We start from the raw sequence: 24,870 nt of genomic DNA, 5'->3' as shown, positions 1-24,870 counted from the left end.
ACTCACGTTGCGAGCCGCACCGTGCCGGTGCCGAAGGCCAAGCCGCTTGCCGCCAAACCCGCTGCCGCGCCGGTCCAGCAGGCGGCAGCGCCTGCTCCGAAGTCGGCCGAGGTGCAGGCGGCCGCCCCGGTGACAACCGGCTCGGTCCCAGCAAAGCCCGCCCCGCAGATTGCGCCGACCCAGGGCATGCCCACGGTCCAGGGGCTGGAGTAACTCTATCGTCGTCCCTGCGAACGCAGGGACCCATAACCACCAGCGGTCGTTTTGCGAAGGGCGTCTGCCATATCGCCTAATTGATAGATCACGATGTATGGGTCCCTGCGTTCGCAGGGACGACAGAGACAAAAACGCCCCGGTCTTCCCGGGGCGTTTTCATTGCGGCGAGCTATTCATGCTGACCGGCGGCAGCCAGGATCAGATCGGCGACTTTATCGGGCTGCGAGACCAGCGACAGGTGGCCGGCTTCAAGTTCGACCGTCGTCGCATTCATCCGCTTGGCCAGAAACCGCTCGAGGTCGGGATTGATGGTGTAGTCGAGCTTCGACACGGCGTACCAGCTCGGCTTGCTGTGCCAGGCGGCAGCAGTGGTGCGGCCGGTGAACAGGGAGGCCGCGGTCGGCTCTTGCACGGCGTAGAGAACTTCCGCGGTCTTTCGATCGACCCCGTTCGCAAAATATTTCAGGAACGCATCCTCGGACAGCTTGGTGAAGCCGTCATGCTCCTGAACGCCGGCGCGCGCAGGGCCTGCCGGAAACTTCTGCGACAACGCCACGAAGTCCTCGCCGGCATCGGGCGCGCGCGCCGCGATATAGACCAGCCCGGTGACCTTCGGGTCGGTGCCGACTTCGCTGATGACGGTGCCGCCCCAGGAATGCGCCACCAGCACGGTCGGGCCGTCCTGCTGCGCCAGTGCACGGCGCGTTGCGGCCACGGAATCTTCCAGCGTGGTCAGCGGATTCTGGACCGCGGTGACGCGAAGGCCCGCCGCCTGCAGCCGCGGAATGACTTCCGACCAGCTCGATCCGTCCGCCCAGGCACCGTGCACCAGCACGACATTTTTCACTTTGACCGGTGCCGCGGCCTGCGCCGGCGTAGTGAGTACGCCAAACGATCCTGCAAACACACTGGCGGCGAGCGCCGCAACGATCCGTAACCTTGTCATCGATCTCTCCTGATTTGATACGTCTGTTGAAGCGCTGGGTGCAAAGGTGAATACGTCGTCGAACTGCAAACGTTACGCGTCTCGGCGGCGCCGTTGCCGGGGCAGGCGGTGAAATAGTCGTTGCAGAAGCGGACATCATTTAAATTCGCTGTTAATGAGCGGAGCCGGATTGCGCCGTCTTCGTATGCGCGCACAAAAAAACGCCCCGGTTGCCCGGGGCGTTTTCGCGTTCAGCCAATACCGGCTGAATCTACTGTGTTACGCGGCGACCGAAGCGTCGACCACCTGCGGGGCCTGCGCGCCCGAGTTGATCGGAATGCTGCGCGGCTTCTTGGCCTCGGGGATCTCGCGGACGAGATCGACGTGGAGCAGGCCGTTCTCGAGCGAGGCGTTCTTCACCTGCACGAAATCGGCAAGCTGGAAGATGCGCTCGAAGGCACGCGCGGCGATGCCGCGGTAGAGCACTTCGGAATTGTCCTTGCCGTTCTCGTTGGCGGTTTTCTCGCCCTTGATCGTCAGCGTGTTTTCCTTCGCGACGATCGAAAGCTCGCCTTGCGAGAAGCCGGAGACCGCAACGCTGATGCGGTAGGCGTTCTCACCGGTGCGCTCGATATTGTAGGGCGGATAACCGGGGCTGCCGTCTGAGGTCACCTGATCGAGCAGGTTGAAGAAGCGGTCGAAGCCGACGGTGGAACGATAAAACGGGGTAAGATCGTAGGTACGCATAGGGTAGTCCTCCATTGAGCGACTGTTTCAGTTAACCCGCCCGCCATCGGGCCGGGCTTTAGTCTTCGTGCAGCCTCAGCGTTTTGGAGCTTTGGGTTTCGGTTCCGAAACACTGGTAGCGGCCTGCACAGAAGTGATATGGGAGGGGTGAAACGGTGTTCAAGAGGGGCGAAACAGGCCCCTTTTTTGCGCTCCTGCCTTGATTTCCAGCCCCTTCCACCCAGCCGGTTGCCCGTCATGACGCTCGTCTCTATCCCCGCCAATCCGGTTCCGGAGGATGTCGTCGCAGGCACGATCAAGACGCCCGACGGCGCGGAATTGCGGTTTGCGCGCTGGGCCCCGCCGGCAGGGCGCAAGGGCACGGTCTGCGTCTTCACCGGGCGCAGTGAGCAGATCGAGAAATATTTCGAGACGGTGCGCGACTTGCGCGATCGTGGATTTGCGGTGGCGATGATCGACTGGCGCGGCCAGGGGCATTCCTCGCGCCGCCTGCGCGATCCGCGCAAGGGGTATGTCCGCGATTTCTCCGATTTCGAGGTCGATGTCGAAACCTTCGTGCAGCAGGTGGTGCTGCCGGATTGCCCGCCGCCCTATTTCGCGCTGGCGCATTCGATGGGCGGCGCGGTTCTGCTTCGGGTCGCGCATGCGGGAAAGCGCTGGTTCGATCGCATGGTGCTATCGGCGCCGATGATCGACCTGCCGGGACGCAGGACCTCGTTCCCGACACGGGCGTTGCTTCGGGTCATGAGGCTGATGGGGCAGGGCGGGCGCTACGTGCCCGGCGGCAGCGACGCGCTGACCGGAACGGAATCCTTCATCAACAACCCCTTCACCAGCGATCCCGTGCGCTACGCGCGCAACGCCGCGATCCTGGAAGAAGACCCGACGCTGGGCATCGGTTCGCCGACGGTGGCCTGGGCCGATACCGCATTCAGGGCGATGCATACCTTTCGCGGCATGAACTACCCGTCCGAAATCCGCCAGCCGATCCTGATGCTGGCCGCCAGCAACGACACCATTGTTTCCACGGCTGCGATCGAGGAATTCGCCTATCATTTGCGCGCCGGCTCGCATCTGGTGATTGCGGGCTCCAAGCACGAGATCCTGCAGGAGCAGGACCGCTACCGCTCGCAATTCTGGGCCGCGTTCGATGCCTTCGTGCCGGGCACGCCGCTGTTCAAATAGTTGCTTGCCGTGATTTAAGCCGGTTCAATCGGACGCGAACCGCGCTGGCGGTACTTGGGGTCTGGAGAATGCCGTCATGATTCGTGGAAGCTGCCTATGCGGTGCCGTCAGGTTTGGAGTCGATAAGGTACGATCGATCACACACTGCCATTGTGCCAATTGCCGCAAGCTTACCGGCGCGGCATTCGCAACGTACGCTCACGTCGAAGTTGACAAGTTCCGATTTTTGGCCGGCGAAGACATGACCGTGCGCTATGAATCCGCGCCCGGCGGTTTCCGGTATCGTTGCAAGATTTGCGGCTGCCTGACGCCAGGGAAGGCAAGTTATCTGGAGACAGTCAGTATCCCCGCCGGTCTGTTCGACGATGATCCCAAGGTTCGGCCGCGTCTGCACGTATTTACGTCGTCGCGTGCGCCCTGGTGGACGATTCAGGACGACTTGCCCCAGCACGAAAAATGGGTTCCGGGCTACGGGCCGAAGCCGTAGCGAATGCGTGGCCGGCCGCACCCGCTGCGGCAGTTATCTTCCAGCAGCAGGCTTCGGCAGTCGTGCCGTGATCCGCTCCGGCAACCGCCGCTCGACGAACAGCGTCCTGACCTCGGCGACGCTGAGGTAGCGCGCCTCGCCGTCGCCCTTGCCGAGGATTTTCAGCAGGACGGGCCATTCGCCTTTCATCAGGATCGGGTAGTACCAGCGCGTCGCATCGCCGTCGCGCTTGATGTTGGCCTTCATGAAGGCGTCGATCTCTTTCGCCGTCAGTCCGAGTTCGATGCCCCCTGAAGGATCCTTGCAGTCCTTGCCGAAGGTGGCGAGCCGGTCGATCTGCTCTTCATGAACCTTCGCGCCGGCGTCGAGAATGCGCGAGCCGCCGCCATGCTTGTCGAGAGGACCGTTTCGCAGCTCGTCGAGCACGGCGCCCGAGGTCGCGCTCTTCAAGACGCGCAGCGGCCCGAGGCCGTTCGCAATGACGGCGACCATCCAGGTTTTCATCCGCACGCTCTTTTGGGCCGAGCCGGTTTCGCCGCTTGCGAGGCCGATCATTTCGGTGAGCTTTTCGAGCGGCACGTCGTGGCCGCTGACGTAGCCATTGGCGACCAGCGCGCGCAAAAACGGGCATGGATTATTGGGGGAAACGGGAATCTGCCCGGTTGGCGTGGTGGGCGGAGCAGTACCGATGGGGTTATCCGACATGACTTCAAATCCTCAAAGCACCAAGTATGAAAATCGGTCCGCCGCCAAGGGCGATGCGGATGACGGTTCTGAAAAAAGGAATTCGGTGGCGCGCTACCTCAGCGTGTAGCAAGTTTGGCGGAATTCGACGCCGTGTCAACCGACGGCCCGTTCCGCCCTCAGGAATCTACGGCGAGTTTTGGCGAGGATTCGACGAGGGTCAATCTACTGAAGGGGAGGCCGGCCTTCACAAGGCCGTCGCGGAAATGGGCGATGTCGGCCGGGACCTTCCAATGAAAATTCCGCAAATAACGCTCGACGGTCAGGGTCGGGTAGTTGCTTAAGAGAACCTCGGCCGCGTTTGCCGCTTCTGCGGTTCGTCCCAATTGCGCCAACGCTGCCGCCCGTATCGCCAGCGCCTGGAGATGATTGGGATTCACATAAAGCTCTTCGCGCGCCCAGGACAGCGAAGCGTCATATTGACCGAGCAGGTAGTGGCTGAAGGCATTCACTGCGGCCCATTGATATCGAGGGTCGTTGTTGCCTTGCTGCGCCGCCATCGTAAACAGTTCGATGGCTTGCCGGTGTTCGCCGCTCGTGAGATGACAAAAGCCGAGCACGCCGCGGGCGCCCATGTCGTACGGATTGAGCCCGACTGCGCGCTTTGCAGCATCCATTGCCGCCTCGTAGTGTCCTTCCACTGCGTGCAGAAAGGCCAGAATCTGAAACGCAAAAGACGAACGGGGGTCGAGCCGCACGCTGCTCTCCGCAAGGCTCATCGCGGATTCCCACAATTCGCGCGTGCTCTTGATCCATCCGAACTGCATGCCCTGCATCTGGATGGTGGCGAGATAGGCGCGAGCGATCGACAGCGTCGGATCGAGCGCGATGGCTTCCCTGAACAGGCTGATCGAGGTTTCGTAATCGGCCTTGGTGTGCAGGTAGTAGTAGGACAGCCCTTTCAGGAACCGATCCCATGCAGTGATGTCGTTCGACGACGAGCGGGGTGGGGCGGAGGCCTCCGCCCGGTAGATCTCGGCCGCGATTGCGGCTGACAGGCTGGTGGTAAGTTCGTCCTGCATCGCGAACAGGTCGCCGATGTCGCGGTCAAGCCGGCCAGTCCATAATTGCTCGCCGGTCTCGGGCGCGATCAGTTCGGCGGTGACGCGGATCTTGGTTGCGGCGCGCCGGACCGAGCCCTGGATCAGATAGGTCGCGTCGATTTCGCGTGCGATCAGGCGCGTGCTGACATTCTTGCCCTTGAACGAGAACGTCGCATTCCGGCTCAGCACCCGGTAGAAGGATTGCAGCGAAAGCGCGTGGATCAGGTCTTCGGTGAGCCCGTCGGAAAAATACTCGTCGGCGCTTTCGCTGAGGTTCGCGAACGGCAGCACGCCCACGATTGCCGTGCGATACTGGGCCGGAAGATTGGTGACCGATGTTTCTGTCGAGGCTTTGGGCGCAATGCTGCTGGTGTCGGACCCGGCGGGCTGCCACGTCCATACATGGATTGGCTCCTCGATATTCTTGAACCGGTGGGGACCGGCATCGACGAGCGTCACGCTGAGACGCTTGCCCGCCTCATGACAGGCCTTGCCCGAAACGGCGATGCCGCCGGGTTCGGCGACCGATTCGAGGCGAACGGCGATGTTGACGTCGTCGCCGAACACCTCATCCTCGTCGGCCATTACATCGCCCATGTGGATGCCCATGCGGAACTGCATGAGGCGGTCGGCGGGGAGGTGCTCGTTGCGCTCCGCCATCACCATCTGCATCGCGACTGCGGCCTCGATGGCGCCGACGATAGAGGGAAATTCCAGGAGGAAGCCGTCGCCGGTGTTCTTCACCAGGCGGCCGCCATGATTGAGGATGATCGGGTAGATCGCGGTGCGATGGGCCTTGAACGTGGCGTGCGTCCCCGCCTCGTCGGCCCCCATCATGCGGGAATAGCCGGCGACGTCAGCGCAAACGATGGCTGCCAGGCGTCTTTCCATTTCCCCACTATATCCCCAACGGCGCCGGAATGGGCGGCATAACCACTACGTGGTCGGCCGACCGATTCCAATGTTTATAAAATATGCGCTATCTGGTGGAAGCCCGATTTGCCCATGATAGTACTGCAAACCGTCTGGAATTGGCACTCGCGCAAAAAATAAGGGCAGGTTGGGTCAAAATGATGGTTGAGACGCTCGGCATTCACGAACTCTGGCTTTTCGTCCTCTCCGGGCTGCTGCTCAACGTCACCCCCGGCCCGGATACGGCCTATATTATCGGCCGCAGCATCCAGTTGGGCTGGCGCGGTGGTGCGGCAGCGGCGATCGGCATCTGCTGCGGCTGTCTGGTCCATGTGTTCGGCGCCGCCATAGGCCTGTCGGCGCTGCTGATGGCGTCATCGACCGCCTTCACGGTCCTGAAATGGGTCGGCGCGGCCTATCTGCTGTTTACGGGCATCCAGATGCTGCTGTCGCGTTCGCAGCCGATTGCGGAGCCGGCGGCAGCGGCCGAGACGTCGCTTTCCCGCGTATTCTGGCAGGGCGCGCTAACCAACGTGCTCAATCCGAAAGTGGCGCTGTTCTTCCTGGCCTTCCTGCCGCAATTCGTGGCTGCGGACTCAGGCCACAAGACGCTGGCTTTTCTGGCCCTGGGCATAATCTTTATCTTCAATGGCATGCTCTGGTGCCTCGGGGTAGCTGCCTTCGCCGCAAGGGCGGCCCGCCGCATCAGGCAATCGGCCAACGTGATGGCCTGGATCAACCGGGCTCTCGGCGGGCTGTTCGTCTATCTCGGCATTCGCGTTGCGATGCTGGAGGCGCGCTAGGTTCGGCTGTCCGCCTGTCCAGAGAATTCCTTCGCAGGGAATTCGCGGGCTTCCTGCATGGCCTCGCGAGAAGTTACGACATCAGTTTCACAAGCGCATTGCTGGCGAGGTAGAGGCCGAGAACAATCATGCCGATCTGGAACCAGCGCCGAAAGATATCCGGCTGCAGCCGTGTCCGCACCGCCTGTCCGATGAACATGCCGGCAAAGGACGCCGCCATGGCGACCGCGCCCGGCAGTGCGGTTGCGGCCGTCAGCAGGCCGGCGCCGGTGAGGTTGAGACCAAGCGCCAAGGTCGCGACCGTGAAGAACACGCCCAATGCCTGGATCAGTTCTTCCTTTTCCATCCCGATCGCCTGCAGGAACGGCACGGACGGAATGACCTGCACGCCGGTTGCCGCCGAAATCATGCCGGTGACCAGCCCGACGATGCCGCCGACCCATTTTTCGTTTCGGCGGGCAATGGTGAAATTAAATTTGCTCAGGCCGATAATGGCATTGATCGCCAGCAGCAGGCCGAGCGCGATCGTGGCGTAGCGCGCATAGGGCCCGATCAGCGATCCCGCGTTCAGCCAGACGCCCGCGGCCGTTCCGGCCAGCAACGGCCATAGCCGTCGGAAAATATCGCGCAAGTACGGACCGCCGAAGGTTTGCCAGATGTTGGTGACGATCGCCGGCACGATGACGATGGCGATCGCCTGGGCCGGCGGCATCGACACCGCAAGCAGGCCCATCGATACCGTCGGCAGGCCGAGCCCGATTGCGCCTTTCACGAAGCCCGCGAGCAGGAACGTAGCGGTGACGAGGAGGAGAAGCAAGGAATCCAACATGGCCGGACCTTGACCCATCGACGCATCGGGCACAATCTGGAGGTTACGGAGACAGCCTTCGTCTAATGCGAAGGCTCATGATAGCCAGCCGCGCACACTGTCCTCATCCTGAGGAGCGCGCATGGCGCGCGTCTCGAAGGATGGCCGCGGGCGATACCCGGGCCTCATGGTTCGCCCGGCGATGCGAAGCATCGTCCGGAGACGCGCCCTCGGCGCTCCTCACCATGAGGGTTAGGAGGGCTTATGCGTTTCGATCTGGTCGATCTTCAGCTCTTCGTCGCCGTCGCCGAGACGCGCAGCATTACCAACGGCGCGGCAAAGGTTCATCTTGCGCTGGCATCGGCGAGCGCGCGGATCAAGGGGCTGGAAGAGGCGTTGCGCGTGCCGTTGCTGACGCGGGGTCGTCGCGGCGTCGAGCTGACGCCGGCGGGCGAAAGCCTGCTCGACCATGCGAGGATCGTGCTTCACAATGTGGAGGCGATGCGCGGCGATCTGTTGGCCTTTGCTCGTGGCGCGAAGGCCACCGTGCGCTTCCTCGCCAACACATCGGGGCTTTCGGAATATCTGCCGAAGGCACTGGCTGCGTTTCTCGCCGCGCATCCTCACATTTCGATCGATGTGGAGGAGCGCGAAAGCGCCGAAATCGCTCGCGCCATCGTAATCGGTGCCGCCGATCTCGGGCTCGCCGCCGAACACGCGCTTGCAGACAATATCGAGCGGATGCCGTTCAGCGAAGATCGCCTGGTGCTGGTGGCCGGGCGGGGCGACGAACTGGCGAACCGGCGGCAGGTCGATTTCAGCGAAGTGGTGGCGCGCGATTTCGTCGGCCTGATCAGCTCGATCGCACTGCACGCCCATATCAGCGGACACGCGGCGCGTCTTGGCGCGCGTCTACGCTTTCGCGCGCGGCTGAACAGTTTCGATGCGATTGGCCAGATGGTTGCCGCCGGCATCGGGATTGGCGTGATGCCTGAGGTCGCCGCAAAGCGCTGCGCGCGGTCGATGAAGATCAATGTTGTCAGGATCAGGGACTCCTGGGCCAACCGGCGGCTCGTGATCTGCGCCCGCAGTTTCAAGTCGCTACCCAGGCCTGCGCAGCAATTGGCCGAGCATCTGCGTAAGTCGGCGCCGGGTTGATGAGGCCTGACAGGAAGCCGCGCGTTACTTGCTTGCGGCAAGGCCGGCGGCCTTGATGACGCGCGCCCACTTTTGGGTCTCGGTTCCGATGTAGTCGCGAAAATGCGCCGGCGTGTTGCCGGCGACCGTCAGGCCCTGGTCCGCGAGCTTCTGCTTCACCTGCGGATCGTTCATCGCCTCATTGGCGAGGCTGTTCAGGGTGGTGACGATCGCCTCAGACGTTCCGGCCGGCGCGATCATGCCGTACCAGTTTTCGATCAGGAGGTCGGGCATGCCGACCTCCGCAGTGGTCGGCACGTCGGGTGAAGTGGGTGCGCGTTTCGGAGCGCCAAGGGCAATCGGGCGCAGGGTGCCCGCCTTGATATGCGGCAGCAGCACCGGCAAATCGAGGAACGCCATCTGCACCTGCTGGCCGAGCAGATCGTTGATGGCCGGCGCAGCGCCGCGGTATGGCACGTGCACGATGTCGATCCTCGCCGTCTGCTTGAGCAGTTCACCGGCAAGATGCGGCATGCCGCCGACGCCGGCGGATGCGAAATTGAGTTTCCCCGGCTGTGCCTTGGCGAGCGCGATCAGTTCCTTCATGTCGCCGGCGGGAACGTTGCTGGCGACAACGAGCATTTCCGGCACCGTCGTCACCAGCGTGACGGGCGCGAAATCCCTCGTCACGTCGTAGGGCACCTTTTCCATCGTCGGGTTGATGACCAGCGCGCTCGCGCTCACGATCCCGATCGTGTAGCCGTCGGGGACTGCCTTTGCGATCGCATCGGTGCCGAGCACGCCGGCCTGGCCGCCGCGATTGTCGATCACAACCGGCTGCTTTGCGATTTCCGACATGCGCTGGCCGACCACGCGCGCGATGATGTCGTTGGGACCCCCGGCCGGGAACGGCACGATGAGCTTGATCGGTTTCGTGGGGAAGTCCTGCGCCGAAGCCAAGGCTGGCAACAATAGCAGCGTCAGTCCGGCAAGCAGCTTGCTCAGCGGTCTCATGAACACTCCCGGATCCGGCATCCATGGTGCGCGTTGGCGGGCATCGTACGCGATGAACCGCTCTATGCAAGGTGCTGCCGGTTGCGGCGGGAGCTCTGGATTCTTGTTTTGACGCGTTTTCTTCACGCGAACCGGTACCCACTTCGCTCGAAAACGCTATAGCCTCGTCAAAGCAGGAGTTCGTTGGTGCGCGCGAGCCTGATCGATCGCTGCGTGATCAAATGTCCCCAGACCCAGTTGTGATGACGAATGACGCTCGCCGCATCGAGGTGGGGACGGTCATTCAAAGTGTGGGCATCGGTCACCACCACGACGTCGTGATGATTTGAAACGGCCGATCGGACGGTTGCATCGACGCAAAGATCGGTTGCCCATCCTGCGATGAGGATCCGGTCCGGTGCGATCGCTTGCAAGCGGGCGGACAGGTCGGTCCCGGCGAAAGGATCGTTCAAGGTCTTCCGAACCACGATATCGGCGGGCTCGCGGTACAGTTCGGGAAGCAGCGCCCAGCCGGGCGTTTCCGGCTCGAAATCGTCGCCCTTGCCGCCGCAACGCTGGATGAAGATGACCGTGCCGGAACGTTCGCGGACCCTGGCGGCGAGCTGGTTGATGCGCTCGACGACACCGCGCAGATCGTGCTTCGGCTCCCCGTTGAGGAGCCCGACCTGCATATCGACGACGATCAATGCATCCATCGGGGTCCTGCGCGGCGCGTGCCGCTAGCTGTTCAAGAGCTTCAGCGTGGCCTCGTGCACCCGGGCGTCGCCGGCGGCGACGATGCGGCCGCCGCTCTGGGCGGGCTTGCCTTCCCAATTGGTGACGACACCGCCGGCGCCGGTGACGATCGGGATCAACGCCGCAATGTCATAGGGCTTGAGTTCGGTCTCGACCACGAGGTCGAGATGGCCGGCCGCCAGCATGCAGTAGGAATAGCAGTCGCCGCCATAGCGCGACAGCTTTACCGCACTCTCGACCCGGCCGAAGATCTCGCGGTCGGCGGCGTTCATCAAGAGCGGGCTCGTGGTGAAGGAGGTCGCTTCCTTCAGCGAAGCACAGCGCCGCGTCGTCAGCCTCCGCTCGCCGGATGGCCCGCAATAATGCGCCGAGCCGCTATCGCCGGAAAAGCGCTCGCCGATATAGGGCTGGTGCATCATGCCGAACACCGGTGCTCCCTTGTGCAGCAGCGCGATCAGGGTGCCCCAGATCGGAAATCCCGCGATAAAGGATTTGGTGCCGTCGATGGGATCGAGCACCCAGACATATTCGGCGTCCTCGCGCTCGTTGCCGAATTCCTCGCCGACAATGCCGTGCTGGGGAAAGTTGGCCTTGATCAGGCGGCGCATCACCGCTTCGGCGGCGCGGTCGGCCTCGGTGACGGGATCGAAATCGCTCGCGCTTTTGTTGTCGATGGAGAGCGAGGTCCGGAAGAACGGCAGGATGGTTTCGCCCGACGCGGTCGCGAGGCGGCCGATGAAGGCTGTGAAATCGATGACCGTCACGGCTGTCCCTTACCGCCAATGGAAGAAGTATACCGCCTCTTGCCTAGCCCAATCCGCACCGTCGCGCACGACCAACGGCGCGTTATTCCCATTCGTATTGCGAACTGGCTTTCGAATCGGCTTTCGAAAAGGCTTCGTTTAAGCGTGGATTTTTGGTTAGCCACGCCATCACGAAGTCGCGAGTTTTGGCATACTAGCACTGCAGTGGCGCCGGGGCTTGGCCGGGAATCCGTGTAAGTTATTGATTTTACATATATAAAAGTCACGTCTTGGCGGTGTTGCCGATCCGCCAGCCTATTCCACTCTCGACCGGAACCGAGCCGAAAACCCTTGCGTTTTGTGCAGCGCGGCCGCATATTGTTGCGGTGCGGTAGGGCCTCGCCCTATCGCTGCCCTCCTTGGGCGTTTCCTCCCTAGACTTGGGCCGCTTGTTCATTCAAGCGGCCCTTTTTTCTTGGGGTGCTCTGTCGTCATTCCGGGGCGCGAAGCGAACCCGGAATCTCGAGATTCCGGATCGCCGCTGCGCGACGTCCGGAATGACGGCTAGGCGTAGCCTCTTACTCCGCCGCCGCCTGGAACGGGCCGAGATCGCCGAGCGGGACCTGCGCCAGCGCTTCCGCCAGCGCGGCGAAATCGGTGGCCACTTGCGCAAAGCGCGGGCTGCGCTCGCGCCGCCGCTCGTCCATGTAGATCGCGCGGTTGAGCTCGAGCTGCACGGTGTGCAATCCGCTGGCCGGGTTGCCGTAATGCTCGGTAATGAAGCCGCCGGCATAGGGCTTGTTGCGCCCGATCGAATAGCCGAGCTTGCTCATGACTTCCTCGACGACGTCGGGCAGCAGGCTCGCGCAACTGGTGCCGTAGCGGTCGCCGATCACGATGTCGGGCCGCCGCGGCTCGTCGCGCGAGACGCCGACCGACGGCATCGAATGGCAATCGACCAGGATCACGGTTCCGAACGCCTGATGAGCCTTGTTGATCAGCCGCCGCAGCGCGCGGTGATAGGGCTTGTAGAGCGCCTCGATCCGCCCCAGCGCGTCGTCGACGGAAAGCCGCTCGCGGTAGATTTCCTGCCCGTCGCCGACCACGCGCGGAATGGTGCCGAGGCCACCAGCAACCCGCATCGAGCGGGTATTGGCAAAGCTCGGCAGGCGGCCGGTGAACATCCGCGGGTCAAGCTCATAGGGCTCGCGGTTCACGTCGACATAGGAGCGGGGAAAATTGACCCGGACCGTCGGAAAGCCCTGCGCGCTCAGGTCTCCGATCAATTCGTCCATGAACGAATCCTCGGAGCGGCGCAGCGCGGTAAGGTCGATCCGGGAGGCGTTAAGGAATTCGAGCGGATAGACCGAGCCGGAATGGGGCGAGTTGAAGATGATCGGCGCACGCCAGTGCGCTGGCTCCGCGATCTCGAACGGGGGCGACAGCTCGCCATCAAACTGGGTCATCGTCGGGCGCCGTCCCTTGAATGTCCGCATTCCCTTTGGGCCGATCGATCAAGCGACCGATTCTGCCGGAGAGGGGCAGGGTTTTGTAAGGATGCATTGTCCGTAATCGCAATCATTCTGCCAAGCGAAAAAAGCCGCTGTCCTGGCTGGAAGGTGTCGCAAACGCCCGAAAAGCGCCGCCTTGATCGATCCTGATATGGGGCGCTACAGAAATAGCGCTGCTTGCCAAGCCAAGACGCCGCTACCCTTCACCCGAAATTTACCCTCAGTCGGGCTTAGTGGGTGGAATGATCCTCCAAGCCCGGGCTCGATGACTGACCGCCATGCACAAGATCCTCCTCGCCGAAGACGACAACGACATGCGCCGCTTCCTGGTCAAGGCGCTGGAAAACGCGGGGTTTCAGGTCTCGCCCCACGATAACGGCATGTCGGCCTATCAGCGGCTGCGCGAGGAGCCGTTCGAGATGCTGCTCACTGATATCGTGATGCCGGAAATGGACGGCATCGAGCTGGCGCGCCGCGCCTCGGAACTCGACCCCGACATCAAGATCATGTTCATCACCGGCTTTGCCGCCGTCGCCCTGAATTCCGATTCGGACGCGCCCAAGAACGCCAAGGTGCTGGCCAAGCCGGTTCACCTGCGCGAACTGGTCAGCGAAGTGAACAAGATGCTGGCGGCCTGATTCGGCCTCGATTTCGAGCGAAATCACGTCAGAAATTACCTCGAAGCATCCTTGCCGGGGCGCTTTGGAGCCGATATACGGACCCCACCCAATACGATTAAAGCTGGAGCGGGACGACTGGTCGTCCGATCCAGGGCGCGTAGCTCAGCGGGAGAGCACTACCTTGACATGGTAGGGGTCACAGGTTCGATCCCTGTCGCGCCCACCAGCCTTCGCTTGCTTCGCAAGCTACGGCTCGGCAAGCCATACTCAGCCCTATCGCAGCGAAGCAAGCGAAGGCTGCCGCGGCGTAGCCCGAAGGGCGAAGCCGGGCTCCATCCGTAACCAGTCTTTTTCGCAAGCTACGGCTCGGCAAGCCACACTCAGTCCTATCGTGGCGAAGCAAGCGAAGGCTGCCGCGCCGGAGCCACTTGGCGAAGGCGGGCTGTATGCCGCGAGCCACGGCTAGGCACTACTCAGGCTTCTGCAACCTCACCCCGGTAACCCCGCCTTGAGTAGTCCCGCCTCGTGCCGCCTGCGGTCGGCCTCCTGCTTGTAGTGCTGGGTGGCGAGATAGGCGGCCACCGAGAAAGTCGGTTCAAGCTTCACGACCTCAGCGGCATGTGCGGCCGCGGCAACGTTATTGCCCATCTGCGCGAAGATGGCCGCGAGGAAGGCGTGATGGGTGTGGTCGGGCCGCGTGATCCGCGCGAAGGCTTCGGCCGCTTCCGCGAATCTCTCGGCGCAGTAGAGCGCGCGGCCAAGGTGGTTCCAGAAGCGCTCGGGGTGGTACGGATTGAGGCGCATCGCCTTCCTGATCCAGTCGATCCCCTCTTCCGGCCGCCCCAGCCAGGTCAGAAACTCGCCCTGCTGCACCACGACCAGATCATAGTTTGGATTGAGCGCAATTGCCCGTTCCTGATGATAGGCTGCTTTGTCATGATCGTCGCGCGTCAGGTTGACCGCAGCCAGGATGCGGTGAACGTCGCTGTCGTTGTCATCCAGCGCTAGCGCAATCTGCAGCTCGTCAGCGACCCGCTGAAAGGTGGCGTCGCGATCCGCGCACCATCCATAGACCCAGGTCTGGCCTAGGACGCAGGCCTTCCAGGCATGGGCGTGCGCGTAATTGGGATCGAGCGCGATGGCGCGATCAAGCAGACGCTGCGCCTCTGCGTTGGCATCGCGCTGCGAGCGGTGGTGCAGCACTTTGGCGGCGAGGACGCATTCATACGCGGCCATGTTATCGGTTGGCTTGCGCTTTACGTGTTCCTGCCTGGCCGCTTCGACGCGGCCGGGAAGCGTTGCAACGATTGCGCCGGTCACTTCGTCCTGGATGGCGAAGATGTCTTCGAGCTTGCGGTCGTAGCGCTCGGCCCAGATGTGCCGATCGGTTTGCGCGTCGATCAACTGCACGGTGACGCGGACGCGATCGCCGACCTTGCGCACGCTGCCCTCGAGCACATATTCGACGTCGAGCTCGCGCGCGACCTCCTGCACCTTTACGGCTTTGCCCTTGTGCACGAAGGTCGAGTTGCGTGAGATGACAAGCAGGTCACGGAAGCGCGACAGCTCGGTGATGATGTCTTCGGTGAGGCCGTCCGCAAAGAACTCCTGCTCCGGATCGCCGCTCATATTCACCAGCGGCAGCACGGCGATGGAGGGCTTTCTGGTAACTGACGTCGCCGAGGCCTCCTTGCTGCTTTCGAGCGCCACCATCGTGGCCGAGTCAAGCCGCACCCGAAAGACATGGATCGGGCGGGTGATATTCTTGACGCTCTGCTCGCCGAGATCCTCGAATGCGATGTCGTCGAGCCGATCGCCGACTTGATCGCGCACCGCGCCCGAGATGCAGATGCCGCCCGGCTCGGCAAGCACCTGGAGACGCGCCGCGACATTGACGCCGTCGCCGAAAATGTCGTTCTCCTCGACGATCACGTCGCCAAGATTGATGCCGATGCGGAACTGAATCCACCGGGCCGGCGAAACGTCGGCATTGCGCCGCGCCATTCTGCGCTGGACCTCGGCCGCGCACAGCACTGCGTCGGCAACGCTCTGGAACTCGACCAGCAGGCCATCGCCGGTTGTCTTGATGATGCGACCGCGGTTCTTGGCGATGACCGGATCAATGAGCTCAAGTCTGTGGGTCTTGAGACGTGCGAGCGTGCCCGCCTCGTCGGCCTCCATCAGCCGGCTGTAGCCGACCATGTCGGCGGCAAGAACCGCTGCGAGTCTTCGCTCTGGTCCAGGCGCTTGCATTTTCGCCTCTCGGGCAAGCAGTCTAGCAGATTTGCCGCATGGGCCAAGGATGCATCCGGGATGCAAGGATGCACCCGGGATGCAAGGATGCATCCGGGATGCAAGGATGCATCCGGGATGACGGCAGCCGCAGTTCAATCTCAAGCAGCAGGAAGGTGGGTCCTGCAATTACGCCGAATCTGGCAAGGCGAATAGAACGGCGAGAACCGCGGGCGACTTGAGCACCGCGAACTTCTCTCGCGCGCTGAGAAAGCCCGCCGCCTCCTCGAAGGATTCAGCATCTTCGATTTTTGCGCGCGCGATCGCGAGATGCGGATCGACCTCGCCGCGCTTTCGCGGCCGTTGTCCGGAAAGATTGTTAAGATGCGCTTCGAGCAGACCGGCATCGCGGCGCAATTCGTGCAGCGGACAGGCGAGCGGCGAATGCGGCGCGCTGGCCAGTTCATTGGCCCTTGCCAGCACCTGTGGCGGCGCGGTCTGCTCCGGGGTCTTGAACAGTCTGGAGTTGCGGTTCGGGCCCGACGATGACGACAATATTGCAATCGGAATGGAAAGCAGCAGGCCGAGGATTACCGGCGTCATCCACAGCAGCAATGGCAGCGAGACGGCATAGGCGGCGGCGGCCATGGCGATCCCAACCAATGTCGGCACCGAATAGGTATTGACCGTATCACGGTGCGAGACCGCGCCATCGTCGCGGCGTTGCACCTGCCATCCGGCATCGCGCCCGAACAGGATTTCGCCGACGGCTGACGACTGGAAGATCATCATGACAGGCGCGGTCAGGCCCGAAAGAATCGTTTCGGCGATGATGCCGGCCAACACCAGCAGACCGCCGCCGAATTTTCTCCGAGTGTCGGCATCGGTCAGCATCACGGCGAAGGCCAGCAGCTTCGGCGCGATCAGCATGCCCATCGTGCCTGCGAACACCCACGCCGCCAGGACCGGATCCTGTGCCGGCCATTGCGGAAACAGCGAATATCCCTTCGGGAAATATTCCGGCCGGACGAACTGCGCCTGCAGCGAAACCAGGATTCCGAATACGAGAAAGATCAGCCAGAGCGGCGCGGTCAGATACGATCCGATTCCCGTCAGCAGATGAAGCCGCGATACCCAGTGAAAGCCGCGGGTCGGCAGCAGCGCCAGATGCTGCAGATTGCCCTGGCACCAGCGCCGATCGCGGGCGGCAAAATCCGAAAGTGTCGGCGGAGATTCCTCGTAACTGCCGCGAAGCGTCGGCGCCATGTGGATCGCCCAGCCGCCACGCCGCATCAATGCCGCCTCGATGAAGTCGTGGCTCATAATATGCCCGCCGAACGGCTTGCGTCCCCTGAGTTCGGGCAGTCCCGCATATTGCGCAAAGGCACGGACGCGAATGATGGCGTTGTGTCCCCAGTAATTGCCTTCGGAGCCGTGCCACCAGGCGATCCCCGCGGCCAGCATCGGACCGTACAGCCGCCCGGCGAATTGCTGCCAGCGCGCGAACAGCGATTTCGCATTGACGATGACAGGCAGCGTCTGAATCAGCGCGGCCTTCGGGTGCGCCTCCATGGCGGCAACGAGGCGAACGACGCTGTCGCCGGTCATCAGACTGTCGGCGTCCAGGATCAGCATGCACTCATATCTGGAGCCGAACCGCCTGATCCACTCCTCGATATTGCCCGACTTGCGCGCGGTGTTCTCGGGGCGGTGGCGATAGAAGATCGTGGCCGCGCTGCCGACGTCCTGTCGCAGCGTCAGAAAGCATTTTTCCTCGGCGATCCAGGTCGCGGGATCGGTGGTGTCGCTCAGCACAAACCAGTCGAACCGCGCGCCGTGCCCGGTCTCCGCGACGGATTCATAGGTTGCGCGTAACCTCGCCAGGACACGATGGGGATCTTCGTTGTAGGTCGGCAGCAGCATCGCGGTCCGGCTGTGGATCGCGGGCAGGGGAGCCCTGGGGTCGATGCCGAGCTCGTTCTTTTTCCTCGCCAGCAGCACGAAGAAGCCGGCCAGCGCCGACATGAAGGAAAAGGCGATCCAGGCGAAAAGCAGCACGAACAGTGCAAGAATGATCGATTCCAGAACCGTGACACCGCCGACCTGGAGAACCCGGTACATCTCGTAACAGCCCGCCGCGGTCAGGATCGCTGTGCCGGTCAGGACGAAGCCGCGCCGGGCCCACATCGATGCAAAGCGCGGCGCCGGTTGCGGCTCAAACCGCCGCAACGGCTGCACCGCCATATCCATCGGCGCTTCCCGGGGAAGAAATTCGTTCAACGGGATCTCGCCGATCTCAGACGCGCGGGTTTTTGCTACGGTATCCATCGATAGACCCAGGCCTCCGATATCGCCTCATTGTCCTGCATGAGCGATGCGCGGATTTCGACCGGGGTCTTTTCCTTCAACAACTCGAAGCTCAATCGCCAGCCGCCGGTCGCCGGGTTTGGCTGGGTGACGATGTTCTGGATTTTCGCCTTTTCGGCCGTCACAACACCGCGCAGGATTTTCGGATCGACCGACTTCAGACGCTCGCCGGTTATGTCGAGCACGAAGATCGTGGCGTTGTCGCCTCGCGCGCCGATGCCGGTTCGGGAAAATCGCGCGAGCGAGGTGGGCTTCGGCGCACCCGGTCCCCAGTGCAAACGATAGGTGTAGGTGTGCTCGCCCTTGGCAGGTAACGGATTCTTGGGAAGCCAGAATGTGGCGATGTTATCGTGAATCTCTTCCTTGGTCGGGATTTCGAGCAGCTTCACCGCGCCTTCGCCCCAATCGCCGATCGGCTCCGCCCATAGGCTCGGCCGGCGCTCGAAATTCGATTCGAGGTCCTGGAAAGCAGCAAAATCCCTCTGACGCTGCATCAGGCCGAAGCCCCGGGGGTTGAGATCGGCAAACGAAGAGACTTGCAGATCCCTCGGATTATGCAGCTGCCGCCAAAGCTCCTCGCCGCGGCCGTTGAAGATCGCAAGCCCATCCGAATCATGGACCGAGGGACGGAAGTCCTCGACGTCCTTGCGGTCGTTCGGTCCGAAGAAGAACATGCTGGTCATCGGCGCGAGGCCCGCATGAGTTAAATCCACGCGTGGATAGATCGCCATTTCGACGTCGAACACGGTGGTGTCGCCGGGCCGGATGGTGAAACGATAGGCCGCCGCAGCGCTCTCGCTGTCGAGCAGCGCATGTACGACGATGGAATTGGCGCCTGGTGCCGGCTTCTCGATCCAGAACGTTTTGAAGAACGGGAATTCTTCGCCCTTGGCTTCGCCGGTGTTGATCGACAGGCCGCGCGCCGAAAGGCCGTACAATTGGCCTTTGGCCACCGCACGGAAATAGCTCGCGCCGAGAAAGACACAGACCTCGTCATAATAGTCCGGCTTGTTGATCGGCGCATGCAGCCGGAACCCGGCAAAGCCGAGGTCCACCGCCGGCCCCGGCGGAGCCAGATCGCCGAACGAAAAAAGGTCGGGCTGGTAGGGAATGATCGACGCCTTGCCGTCCTTCACTTCGAAGATGTCGACCCGATTCTTGTAGAAGAACCCGCGATGGAAGAACTGCGCTTCGAACGGAAGTTTCTCGCCGCGCCAGAGTGCGCGCTCTGGCAAGAACCGGATCGCGCGGTAACGATCGTAGTCGATGTTGGCGAGATTGTCGGGCAGCTTCTCGCTGGGCGCCTTGTACGGCTTGCTTGCGAGGTCGCGCGCCATTTGCCGGACGTTGGATCGGTCGAACGGCGCCGGCTGGGCATGGGCGGGGGACAAAAGTCCCCGCGCCACCCCGGATACCAACGGCAACGCGGAAGCAGCGAGAAAATTCCTGCGATTCACTAAACAACCTCGCGGTTACTAATGGCGACCCTCGGCAACGCAGTGCACGCGCGGCGGTTCCTCACCTCGGAACAGAACTGCCGGTTTTTCCCGATTGCCTAAATCCGGTCACGCGGACCGCGCTAACTTCGCAACGTGTGGCTTATCCGCGTAACCACACTGTCCCACTGGCGTTTTTCTGCAGCGGGATAATTGATCAGCACGCAGTCAATGGTGCCGTTGCCGCGGTTGCAGCGGTTGTACCAGATCCGGTTCTTGCGAATGCTGGACACCACGAAGAACTCAGGCGTAATCCGTTTGTAGATGATGCCGGCGGGCGGGCGCTTCTTGGCCAGGAATGTGGCGGGCGAGTTATTCTCCGGATTGGGAACGGACTGCACCGTCAGATCAGCGCGGCGGTCTTCGGTGAAAAACCGTCGTCCGGTTCCGCCTTCCGGTGGCCCGGCGTCGCTGGTGAAGATCGAGACCGGCATGTCGACGCTGGTCCCGGTGCTTGCGATCACGTAGCGCCGCCACTCGGTATCGCCGGCAAAAGCGAGTGCGGGAGTGAAGGCGACGAGGGCGAAGGTTGCGGACAGGCGGTACGCGCGCATGGAACGATCTCCGGTTCGATTCGAGACAATCGAATCGATCGACGTTCGTTCCAGCTCCAGACATTTCTAGGGCGCAGCCGCTCCCGCGATATGCTTGCCTGCGATGTAGCCGAACGTCAGCGCAGGTCCGAGCGTGATGCCGGCGCCGGGATAGTTGCCGCCCATGATGCTGGCCATGTCGTTGCCGGCAGCATAAAGGCCCGCGATCGGCCGGCCGTGTTCGTCGAGCGCACGGGCGTGCGCGTCGGTCTTGATGCCGGCATAGGTGCCGAGATCGCCGATCACCAGCTTGATCGCATAAAACGGCCCGTCCTTGATCGGCGCGACGCAGGGGTTCGGGCCGTGCAGCGCGTCGCCCTGGTAGCGGTTATAGGCACGCGATCCCTTGCCGAACGTGGGATCGCGCCCGTCCGCTGCTGAGGCGTTGAACTCGGCGATCGTTGCCTCGAGCCCCTGTCGATCGATGCCGGTCCGGTCGGCGAGGTCAGCGAGCGTGGTGCCGCGCTTGAGATAGCCGGTGGCGAGATGATGGCGCAGCGGCATCGGAAAAGGCGGCACGCATCCAAGGCCGTATTTCCTCAGCGCGCGATGATCGCACACAAGAAACGCCGTGATCTCCTCGCCGGGTTTGGCCGCCTTCACCATCGCCTGCACGAAGTCATGATAGGAATTGCCTTCGTTGGAAAAGCGCCTGCCGTCGCGCATCACCGCAATGACGCCTGGTTTGGCGCGGTCGATGAAGTGCGGCATCACGCCCTTGCTGCCGTCCTTGCGCTCGGTGATCGATACCGGCACCCAGGCCGCCGCGTTCGGCAGCGTGTCTTCGATGCGGCCGCCGGCCGTCTCCGCCAAGCGCAATCCATCGCCGGTGTTGCCGGTGGGGCCCGGCGAAAAATGCTCGGCCCCGGTGGGCGCGTGCGGAAACATCGCTTTGCGCCTGGCAACATCATGCGGGAAGCCGCCGCAAGCGAGCACCACGGCCCGCCTGGCGTTGACCCGAACCAGCTTTCCATGGCGCTCGACGATCGCGCCGCGTACCGCGCCGCCTTCCACGATCAACTCGAGCACCGGGGACGACAGCCACAACGGAATCTTCAGGTCGAACGCCGACTTCGCCAGACGCCCGGCGAGTGCATTGCCGTTGGTCAACGTCATGCCGCGGCCGTGGCGCAGCACGTCGATCGCATGTCGCGACAGGCGGTTGGCGACATACAGCGCCGAGGCCGGCGACTTTGTCGCGCGCATGAAGTGGATGATTTCCTTGCCGGAGCCCAGCATCATGCCGAACACGGTCAGTTCGGGCAGGGGACTGCCGAGATTCTTGATCTGCTCGCCTAGCTCGCGGCCGTCGAACGGCCGCGTCACCATCGAACGGCCGCCCTGTGTGCCACCAGGCGCTTCGGCGTGATAATCCGGAAAGGTCAGCGGCATGTCGAAGCGCACCGCCGTCTTGCTGGTGAAAAAATCGACGGCCTTCGGCCCTTCGCTCAGGAACGCATCGACCCGCGCGGCGTCAAAACTGTTGCCGGCTTCATGCCGCAAATAAGTCTTCGCCTGCTCCGGGCTTTCCTCGATGCCCCAGGCCTTCGCCAGCGAGGTGCCGGGAATCCAGAGCCAGCCGCCCGAGCGCGCGGTGGTACCGCCAAAGCGCGGCTCCTTCTCGACGACGAGAACGTTGAGGTCGTGATACCCCGCGGTCACCGCTGCCGACATCCCGGCGCAGCCCGAGCCCACCACCAGCGCGTCGCATTCGTAAGTTTCTTGTTCGTTGCCCGCCACGCGATCCGCCTGCTTCCTTATTGGGGCGGACATTTGGGTTGGGATCGATTGTCCTGTCAATCGTGTCTGCGTCCCCTCTCCCCTTGTGGGAGAGGGTGGATCAATCGTGCGAAGCACGATTGAGACGGGTGAGGGGTCTGTCTCCAGGGAGAGAACCCCTCATCCGCCTTCGCTGCGCGAAGGCACCTTCTCCCACAAGGGGAGAAGGGAAGAAGCAGCGTGCCGTCAGGAAATAGCGCTATCTCAATTCCCCGTCTCGAACGTACAATCAGCGCCGCCGCCGGCCTTTTTCCTGATCTCGGCCGGGTCGAGCGTGCAGTTAAGCTTCGAGAGGCTTTCGACCACCGATCCGGCGGCGCCATCAGCGGGTATGCCGGCCATGACTTCGGTCGCAAAGATTTCGCTCGCCCGCCGTCCGGTGATGGTTTGCTTGGCGCCCTTGAAGGTCAGTTCGCAGGAGCGCGCGGTGATGTCGACATTGCTGATCCGGCAGACGATCTTGTCGGCGGTGACCGAAATCTTCTTGGCGTAGCGCACGCCGCTCTGCCCGACGAAGAGTGCCGAGACGGCTTCCCGCTCGTCCGAGGTCAAGAGCGGCGAATACAGCGCCACGACGCCGGCCAGCGCCAGCGCGGCATGGCCGTTGACCGTTGCGGAAGCGGCCGATGCGGTGGACGCAGTTGCTGTGAGAAGCGAGACGGCGAGAATCGCCGGCCTGCCGGATTTCATCTGCATTCTATCCCCCAGGTTCGACGCGCTCGTTACGCGGACATTTGGATGGCGTTCGATTTGTCTGTCAATCGAGGAGCGTTTCTATCCGGTTGCGGTGGAGAGCGGCGAGGAATTGCAGAACGGGCCTTCGCCGAGACGTTTCCAGTGCACGTCGAGGACAGCTACGTCATCATCGAGACCTAGGCTGCCTGTCACGGGTGGGCCGGGCACAACTCCCACCACGTCGTCCCGGCCTTGAGCCGGGACCCATAGCCACCGCTGCCGGCGATGGACCGAGCTGTGGCCTCATCGCGCCGGAGATCTGACATCGGTGGTTATGGGTCCCGGGTCACGCTTCGCTTGCCCGGGACGACGGGAGGTGTCAGCCCATCGACCATGGCGCCCACGATCACCGCAATCTCCTTCCGCAACGCGTCGACCGGCACCGCGATCAATTTCTGTTCGAGCCCGAGCAGCACCATGCCGTGAACGGCTGAGAACAGACTGCGCGCCGTCACGCCCAGTTCGGCCGGCGTTCGCTCGGGGAAGAGTTCGGCGAGTGGATGATAGATATGGCGGAACAGGTCCATCTGTTCGCTGATCGCCCATTCCGGAACCGGCTTGCCCGGCGCCATCCGGTGCTCGAACAGCGCGCGCCATAGTTCGAGATTTTCCGCGGCGAAATCGCAATAGGCGACCGCGATGCGTACCAGCGTTTCGCGCGGCGATGCCGGGCCGTTGCTTTCAGCCGCAGTAAGGGAAGCGTCCAGCCGCGCGAGCGTCTGCGATCCCACCCGCAGGATTAGTTCGTCCACATCCTCGACGAGATTGTAGACCGCGCCGTTGGCGACGCCGATTTCCCGCGCCAGCTCCCGGGTCTTCAGACCGGCCAAACCGCCCGCGGCGATGCTTCTTTCCGCCGCCTGGATCAGCTCTTCCCGAAATTTAGCTCGTCTTTCCAATGCTTTAGACATTCTTCACCAAATCTTTGAGCGACGCTCAAAATAATTCTTGAGCGTCGCTCAAACTAGTGCTACATCTGATTCGTGAGCAATGCTCATAACACAGGGAGCCAACAATGTTCAAAACTGTTTTGACGCTCTTCCGGGGCAGCGTGGCTGCAGCGGGGGAGGAGCTGGAAGACCGCTCGGCGCTTCTCATTCTCGACCAGCAGATGCGCGATGCGGCCGCGGCCGTGGAGCGCTCCAAGCGCTCGCTGGCGCTGGCGATCGCCGGCGACCAGCAGGAGGGTCGCCGTCTCGACGCCACCAATGCCCGGATTGCCGATCTCGAGGTCCGCGCCACCGCCGCGCTCGATGGCGGCCGGGAAGATCTCGCCCGCGAGGCGGCACAGGCGATTGCCAATCTCGAGGCTGACCGTGATGCCGCCATGACCGCGCGAGCCCTGTTTGCCTCTGAAATCACGCGCATGAAGCGTCAGGTCAGCAGTGCCGAGGCGCGGATCACCGAGCTCGAGCGTGGCCGTCGCATCGCCCGCGCCTCCGAGGCGGTTCGCGCGCTGCGCCGGGGCGGCATCGAGGCGGCGCGTCCTTACGAATCCACGCTGCCGGAAGCCGAGAACACGCTGAAGCGGCTGCGCGAACGCCAGACCGAGGCCCAGGCCGCCGCCGACGCCTTGATCGAGCTCGATGCCGCCAGCGGTCCGCTGGCGACCGCCGAGAAGCTCGCCGAGCAGGGCTTTGGCCCCCGGCTGAAATCAACCGCGGACGACGTGCTCGCGCGGCTGAACGCCAAACGCACGCAAGCTGCCTGAAACTAAACTTGATCGATTAAACCCATATCAAAACAGGAGATTATCATGAACCAGAACGTCCAACCCCACAGCGGTGCCTGGGTTACCTTCACCTACGTTTCGTTCTCCGCCTCGGCCTTCATGGTCGCCATCGGCGTGTTTTTTCTGCCGCTCGATCTCTGGATCAAGGGCTATCTCGCAATGGGCATCGTGATGCTGGTGCAGTCCTGCGTCACCCTGACCAAGACCGTTCGTGACATGCACGAGAGCGGCAAGCTGGTGAACCGCATCGAGGACGCCAAGGCCGAACGGTTGCTGATGGAAGTTTCCAAGGCTGCTTGATTTTCA

23 protein-coding genes, 1 tRNA gene and 1 pseudogene are annotated in these 24,870 nt (G+C 62.8%); 9 read left to right on the top strand and 16 right to left on the bottom strand.

The features are described 5' to 3' along the window. Nucleotides 1–213 (top strand): annotated as a pseudogene (locus tag CP49_RS47495) (hypothetical protein); the annotation flags it as partial. A gap of 172 nt (nucleotides 214–385) precedes the next feature. Here the strand turns inward: CP49_RS47495 and CP49_RS20490 are convergent. Together CP49_RS20490 and CP49_RS20485 are read right to left on the bottom strand one after the other, a co-directional pair. Then, on the bottom strand, nucleotides 386–1,162 hold the full coding sequence (locus tag CP49_RS20490) for an alpha/beta fold hydrolase (RefSeq protein ID WP_057852015.1): 777 nt from the start codon (nucleotides 1,160–1,162) through the stop codon (nucleotides 386–388). A gap of 258 nt (nucleotides 1,163–1,420) precedes the next feature. Beyond that, the gene (locus tag CP49_RS20485; protein ID WP_057852014.1) at nucleotides 1,421–1,888 is read right to left on the bottom strand and encodes an Hsp20 family protein; all 468 of its coding nucleotides are present in this window, start codon (nucleotides 1,886–1,888) and stop codon (nucleotides 1,421–1,423) included. Nucleotides 1,889–2,125: 237 nt separating this feature from the next. Between CP49_RS20485 and CP49_RS20480 the strand changes: the two genes are divergently transcribed. Beyond that, entirely contained in the window at nucleotides 2,126–3,073 is a 948-nt protein-coding gene (locus tag CP49_RS20480; RefSeq protein WP_057852013.1) for an alpha/beta fold hydrolase, read from the top strand. A gap of 76 nt (nucleotides 3,074–3,149) precedes the next feature. Next, nucleotides 3,150–3,560 (top strand): GFA family protein, encoded by a 411-nt coding sequence (locus CP49_RS20475; protein ID WP_057852012.1) that lies wholly within the window; start codon nucleotides 3,150–3,152, stop codon nucleotides 3,558–3,560. A gap of 33 nt (nucleotides 3,561–3,593) precedes the next feature. On the opposite strand, the gene CP49_RS20470 is transcribed toward CP49_RS20475, so the two are convergent. Together CP49_RS20470 and CP49_RS20465 are read right to left on the bottom strand one after the other, a co-directional pair. Beyond that, complete coding sequence (locus CP49_RS20470) at nucleotides 3,594–4,265, bottom strand: hypothetical protein (protein ID WP_057852011.1); 672 nt, start codon at nucleotides 4,263–4,265, stop codon at nucleotides 3,594–3,596. 158 nt (nucleotides 4,266–4,423) lie between these two features. Beyond that, nucleotides 4,424–6,238 (bottom strand): tetratricopeptide repeat protein, encoded by a 1,815-nt coding sequence (locus CP49_RS20465; protein ID WP_057852010.1) that lies wholly within the window; start codon nucleotides 6,236–6,238, stop codon nucleotides 4,424–4,426. A 179-nt stretch (nucleotides 6,239–6,417) separates the two neighbouring features. Here CP49_RS20465 and CP49_RS20460 point away from each other — a divergent pair, with 179 nt between their 5' ends. Further along, nucleotides 6,418–7,062: a LysE family translocator gene (locus CP49_RS20460; RefSeq protein ID WP_245310772.1), complete on the top strand. Its 645-nt coding sequence runs from the start codon at nucleotides 6,418–6,420 to the stop codon at nucleotides 7,060–7,062. A 73-nt stretch (nucleotides 7,063–7,135) separates the two neighbouring features. Here the strand turns inward: CP49_RS20460 and CP49_RS20455 are convergent, their stop codons facing one another. Further along, the gene (locus CP49_RS20455; protein WP_057852009.1) at nucleotides 7,136–7,891 is read right to left on the bottom strand and encodes a sulfite exporter TauE/SafE family protein; all 756 of its coding nucleotides are present in this window, start codon (nucleotides 7,889–7,891) and stop codon (nucleotides 7,136–7,138) included. Between the two features lie 243 nt (nucleotides 7,892–8,134). On the opposite strand from CP49_RS20455, the gene CP49_RS20450 reads away from it, so the two are divergent. Then, entirely contained in the window at nucleotides 8,135–9,028 is an 894-nt protein-coding gene (locus CP49_RS20450; protein WP_057852008.1) for a LysR family transcriptional regulator, read from the top strand. Nucleotides 9,029–9,052: 24 nt separating this feature from the next. On the opposite strand, the gene CP49_RS20445 is transcribed toward CP49_RS20450, so the two are convergent. From CP49_RS20445 to CP49_RS20430, 4 genes are all read right to left on the bottom strand, one after another. After that, on the bottom strand, nucleotides 9,053–10,021 hold the full coding sequence (locus tag CP49_RS20445; RefSeq protein WP_057852036.1) for a Bug family tripartite tricarboxylate transporter substrate binding protein: 969 nt from the start codon (nucleotides 10,019–10,021) through the stop codon (nucleotides 9,053–9,055). A 167-nt stretch (nucleotides 10,022–10,188) separates the two neighbouring features. Next, nucleotides 10,189–10,716: an isochorismatase family protein gene (locus tag CP49_RS20440; RefSeq protein ID WP_057852007.1), complete on the bottom strand. Its 528-nt coding sequence runs from the start codon at nucleotides 10,714–10,716 to the stop codon at nucleotides 10,189–10,191. A gap of 24 nt (nucleotides 10,717–10,740) precedes the next feature. Then, complete coding sequence (gene hisN, locus CP49_RS20435; protein ID WP_057852006.1) at nucleotides 10,741–11,520, bottom strand: histidinol-phosphatase; 780 nt, start codon at nucleotides 11,518–11,520, stop codon at nucleotides 10,741–10,743. 557 nt (nucleotides 11,521–12,077) lie between these two features. After that, nucleotides 12,078–12,965 (bottom strand): N-formylglutamate amidohydrolase, encoded by an 888-nt coding sequence (locus CP49_RS20430; protein ID WP_057852035.1) that lies wholly within the window; start codon nucleotides 12,963–12,965, stop codon nucleotides 12,078–12,080. 323 nt (nucleotides 12,966–13,288) lie between these two features. Between CP49_RS20430 and cpdR the strand changes: the two genes are divergently transcribed. Then, nucleotides 13,289–13,648: a cell cycle two-component system response regulator CpdR gene (cpdR, locus tag CP49_RS20425; RefSeq protein ID WP_057852005.1), complete on the top strand. Its 360-nt coding sequence runs from the start codon at nucleotides 13,289–13,291 to the stop codon at nucleotides 13,646–13,648. 133 nt (nucleotides 13,649–13,781) lie between these two features. Further along, nucleotides 13,782–13,856 (top strand) — tRNA-Val (locus tag CP49_RS20420). A gap of 263 nt (nucleotides 13,857–14,119) precedes the next feature. Here the strand turns inward: CP49_RS20420 and CP49_RS20415 are convergent. The 7 genes from CP49_RS20415 to CP49_RS20385 form a co-directional block, all read right to left on the bottom strand. After that, the gene (locus CP49_RS20415) at nucleotides 14,120–15,883 is read right to left on the bottom strand and encodes an adenylate/guanylate cyclase domain-containing protein (RefSeq protein WP_057852004.1); all 1,764 of its coding nucleotides are present in this window, start codon (nucleotides 15,881–15,883) and stop codon (nucleotides 14,120–14,122) included. Nucleotides 15,884–16,051: 168 nt separating this feature from the next. Then, a complete protein-coding gene (mdoH, locus tag CP49_RS20410) occupies nucleotides 16,052–18,190 on the bottom strand; it encodes a glucans biosynthesis glucosyltransferase MdoH (RefSeq protein ID WP_057852003.1) in 2,139 nt (712 codons plus the stop codon). Then, entirely contained in the window at nucleotides 18,178–19,686 is a 1,509-nt protein-coding gene (locus tag CP49_RS20405) for a glucan biosynthesis protein G (RefSeq protein WP_082646116.1), read from the bottom strand. The genes mdoH and CP49_RS20405 overlap by 13 nt, the downstream gene beginning before the upstream one ends. A 122-nt stretch (nucleotides 19,687–19,808) precedes the next feature. Beyond that, complete coding sequence (locus CP49_RS20400) at nucleotides 19,809–20,279, bottom strand: hypothetical protein (RefSeq protein ID WP_057852002.1); 471 nt, start codon at nucleotides 20,277–20,279, stop codon at nucleotides 19,809–19,811. Between the two features lie 66 nt (nucleotides 20,280–20,345). Next, nucleotides 20,346–22,058: an FAD-dependent oxidoreductase gene (locus CP49_RS20395; RefSeq protein WP_057852033.1), complete on the bottom strand. Its 1,713-nt coding sequence runs from the start codon at nucleotides 22,056–22,058 to the stop codon at nucleotides 20,346–20,348. Between the two features lie 243 nt (nucleotides 22,059–22,301). Then, nucleotides 22,302–22,787: a hypothetical protein gene (locus CP49_RS20390; RefSeq protein WP_057852032.1), complete on the bottom strand. Its 486-nt coding sequence runs from the start codon at nucleotides 22,785–22,787 to the stop codon at nucleotides 22,302–22,304. Nucleotides 22,788–23,104: 317 nt separating this feature from the next. Continuing rightward, entirely contained in the window at nucleotides 23,105–23,743 is a 639-nt protein-coding gene (locus tag CP49_RS20385; protein WP_057852001.1) for a TetR/AcrR family transcriptional regulator, read from the bottom strand. 104 nt (nucleotides 23,744–23,847) lie between these two features. Between CP49_RS20385 and CP49_RS20380 the strand changes: the two genes are divergently transcribed. Both CP49_RS20380 and CP49_RS20375 read left to right on the top strand, forming a co-directional pair. Next, complete coding sequence (locus CP49_RS20380; RefSeq protein WP_057852000.1) at nucleotides 23,848–24,543, top strand: PspA/IM30 family protein; 696 nt, start codon at nucleotides 23,848–23,850, stop codon at nucleotides 24,541–24,543. A gap of 45 nt (nucleotides 24,544–24,588) precedes the next feature. After that, a complete protein-coding gene (locus CP49_RS20375; protein WP_057851999.1) occupies nucleotides 24,589–24,864 on the top strand; it encodes a YiaA/YiaB family inner membrane protein in 276 nt (91 codons plus the stop codon). The last annotated feature ends 6 nt before the right edge of the window (nucleotides 24,865–24,870 follow it).

Origin of the sequence: Bradyrhizobium valentinum (genome assembly GCF_001440405.1) — a bacterium.
Taxonomy (GTDB): domain Bacteria; phylum Pseudomonadota; class Alphaproteobacteria; order Rhizobiales; family Xanthobacteraceae; genus Bradyrhizobium; species Bradyrhizobium valentinum.
Note: the sequence above shows the minus strand (reverse complement) of the source record. Positions and strands in the feature narration are given on the sequence as shown.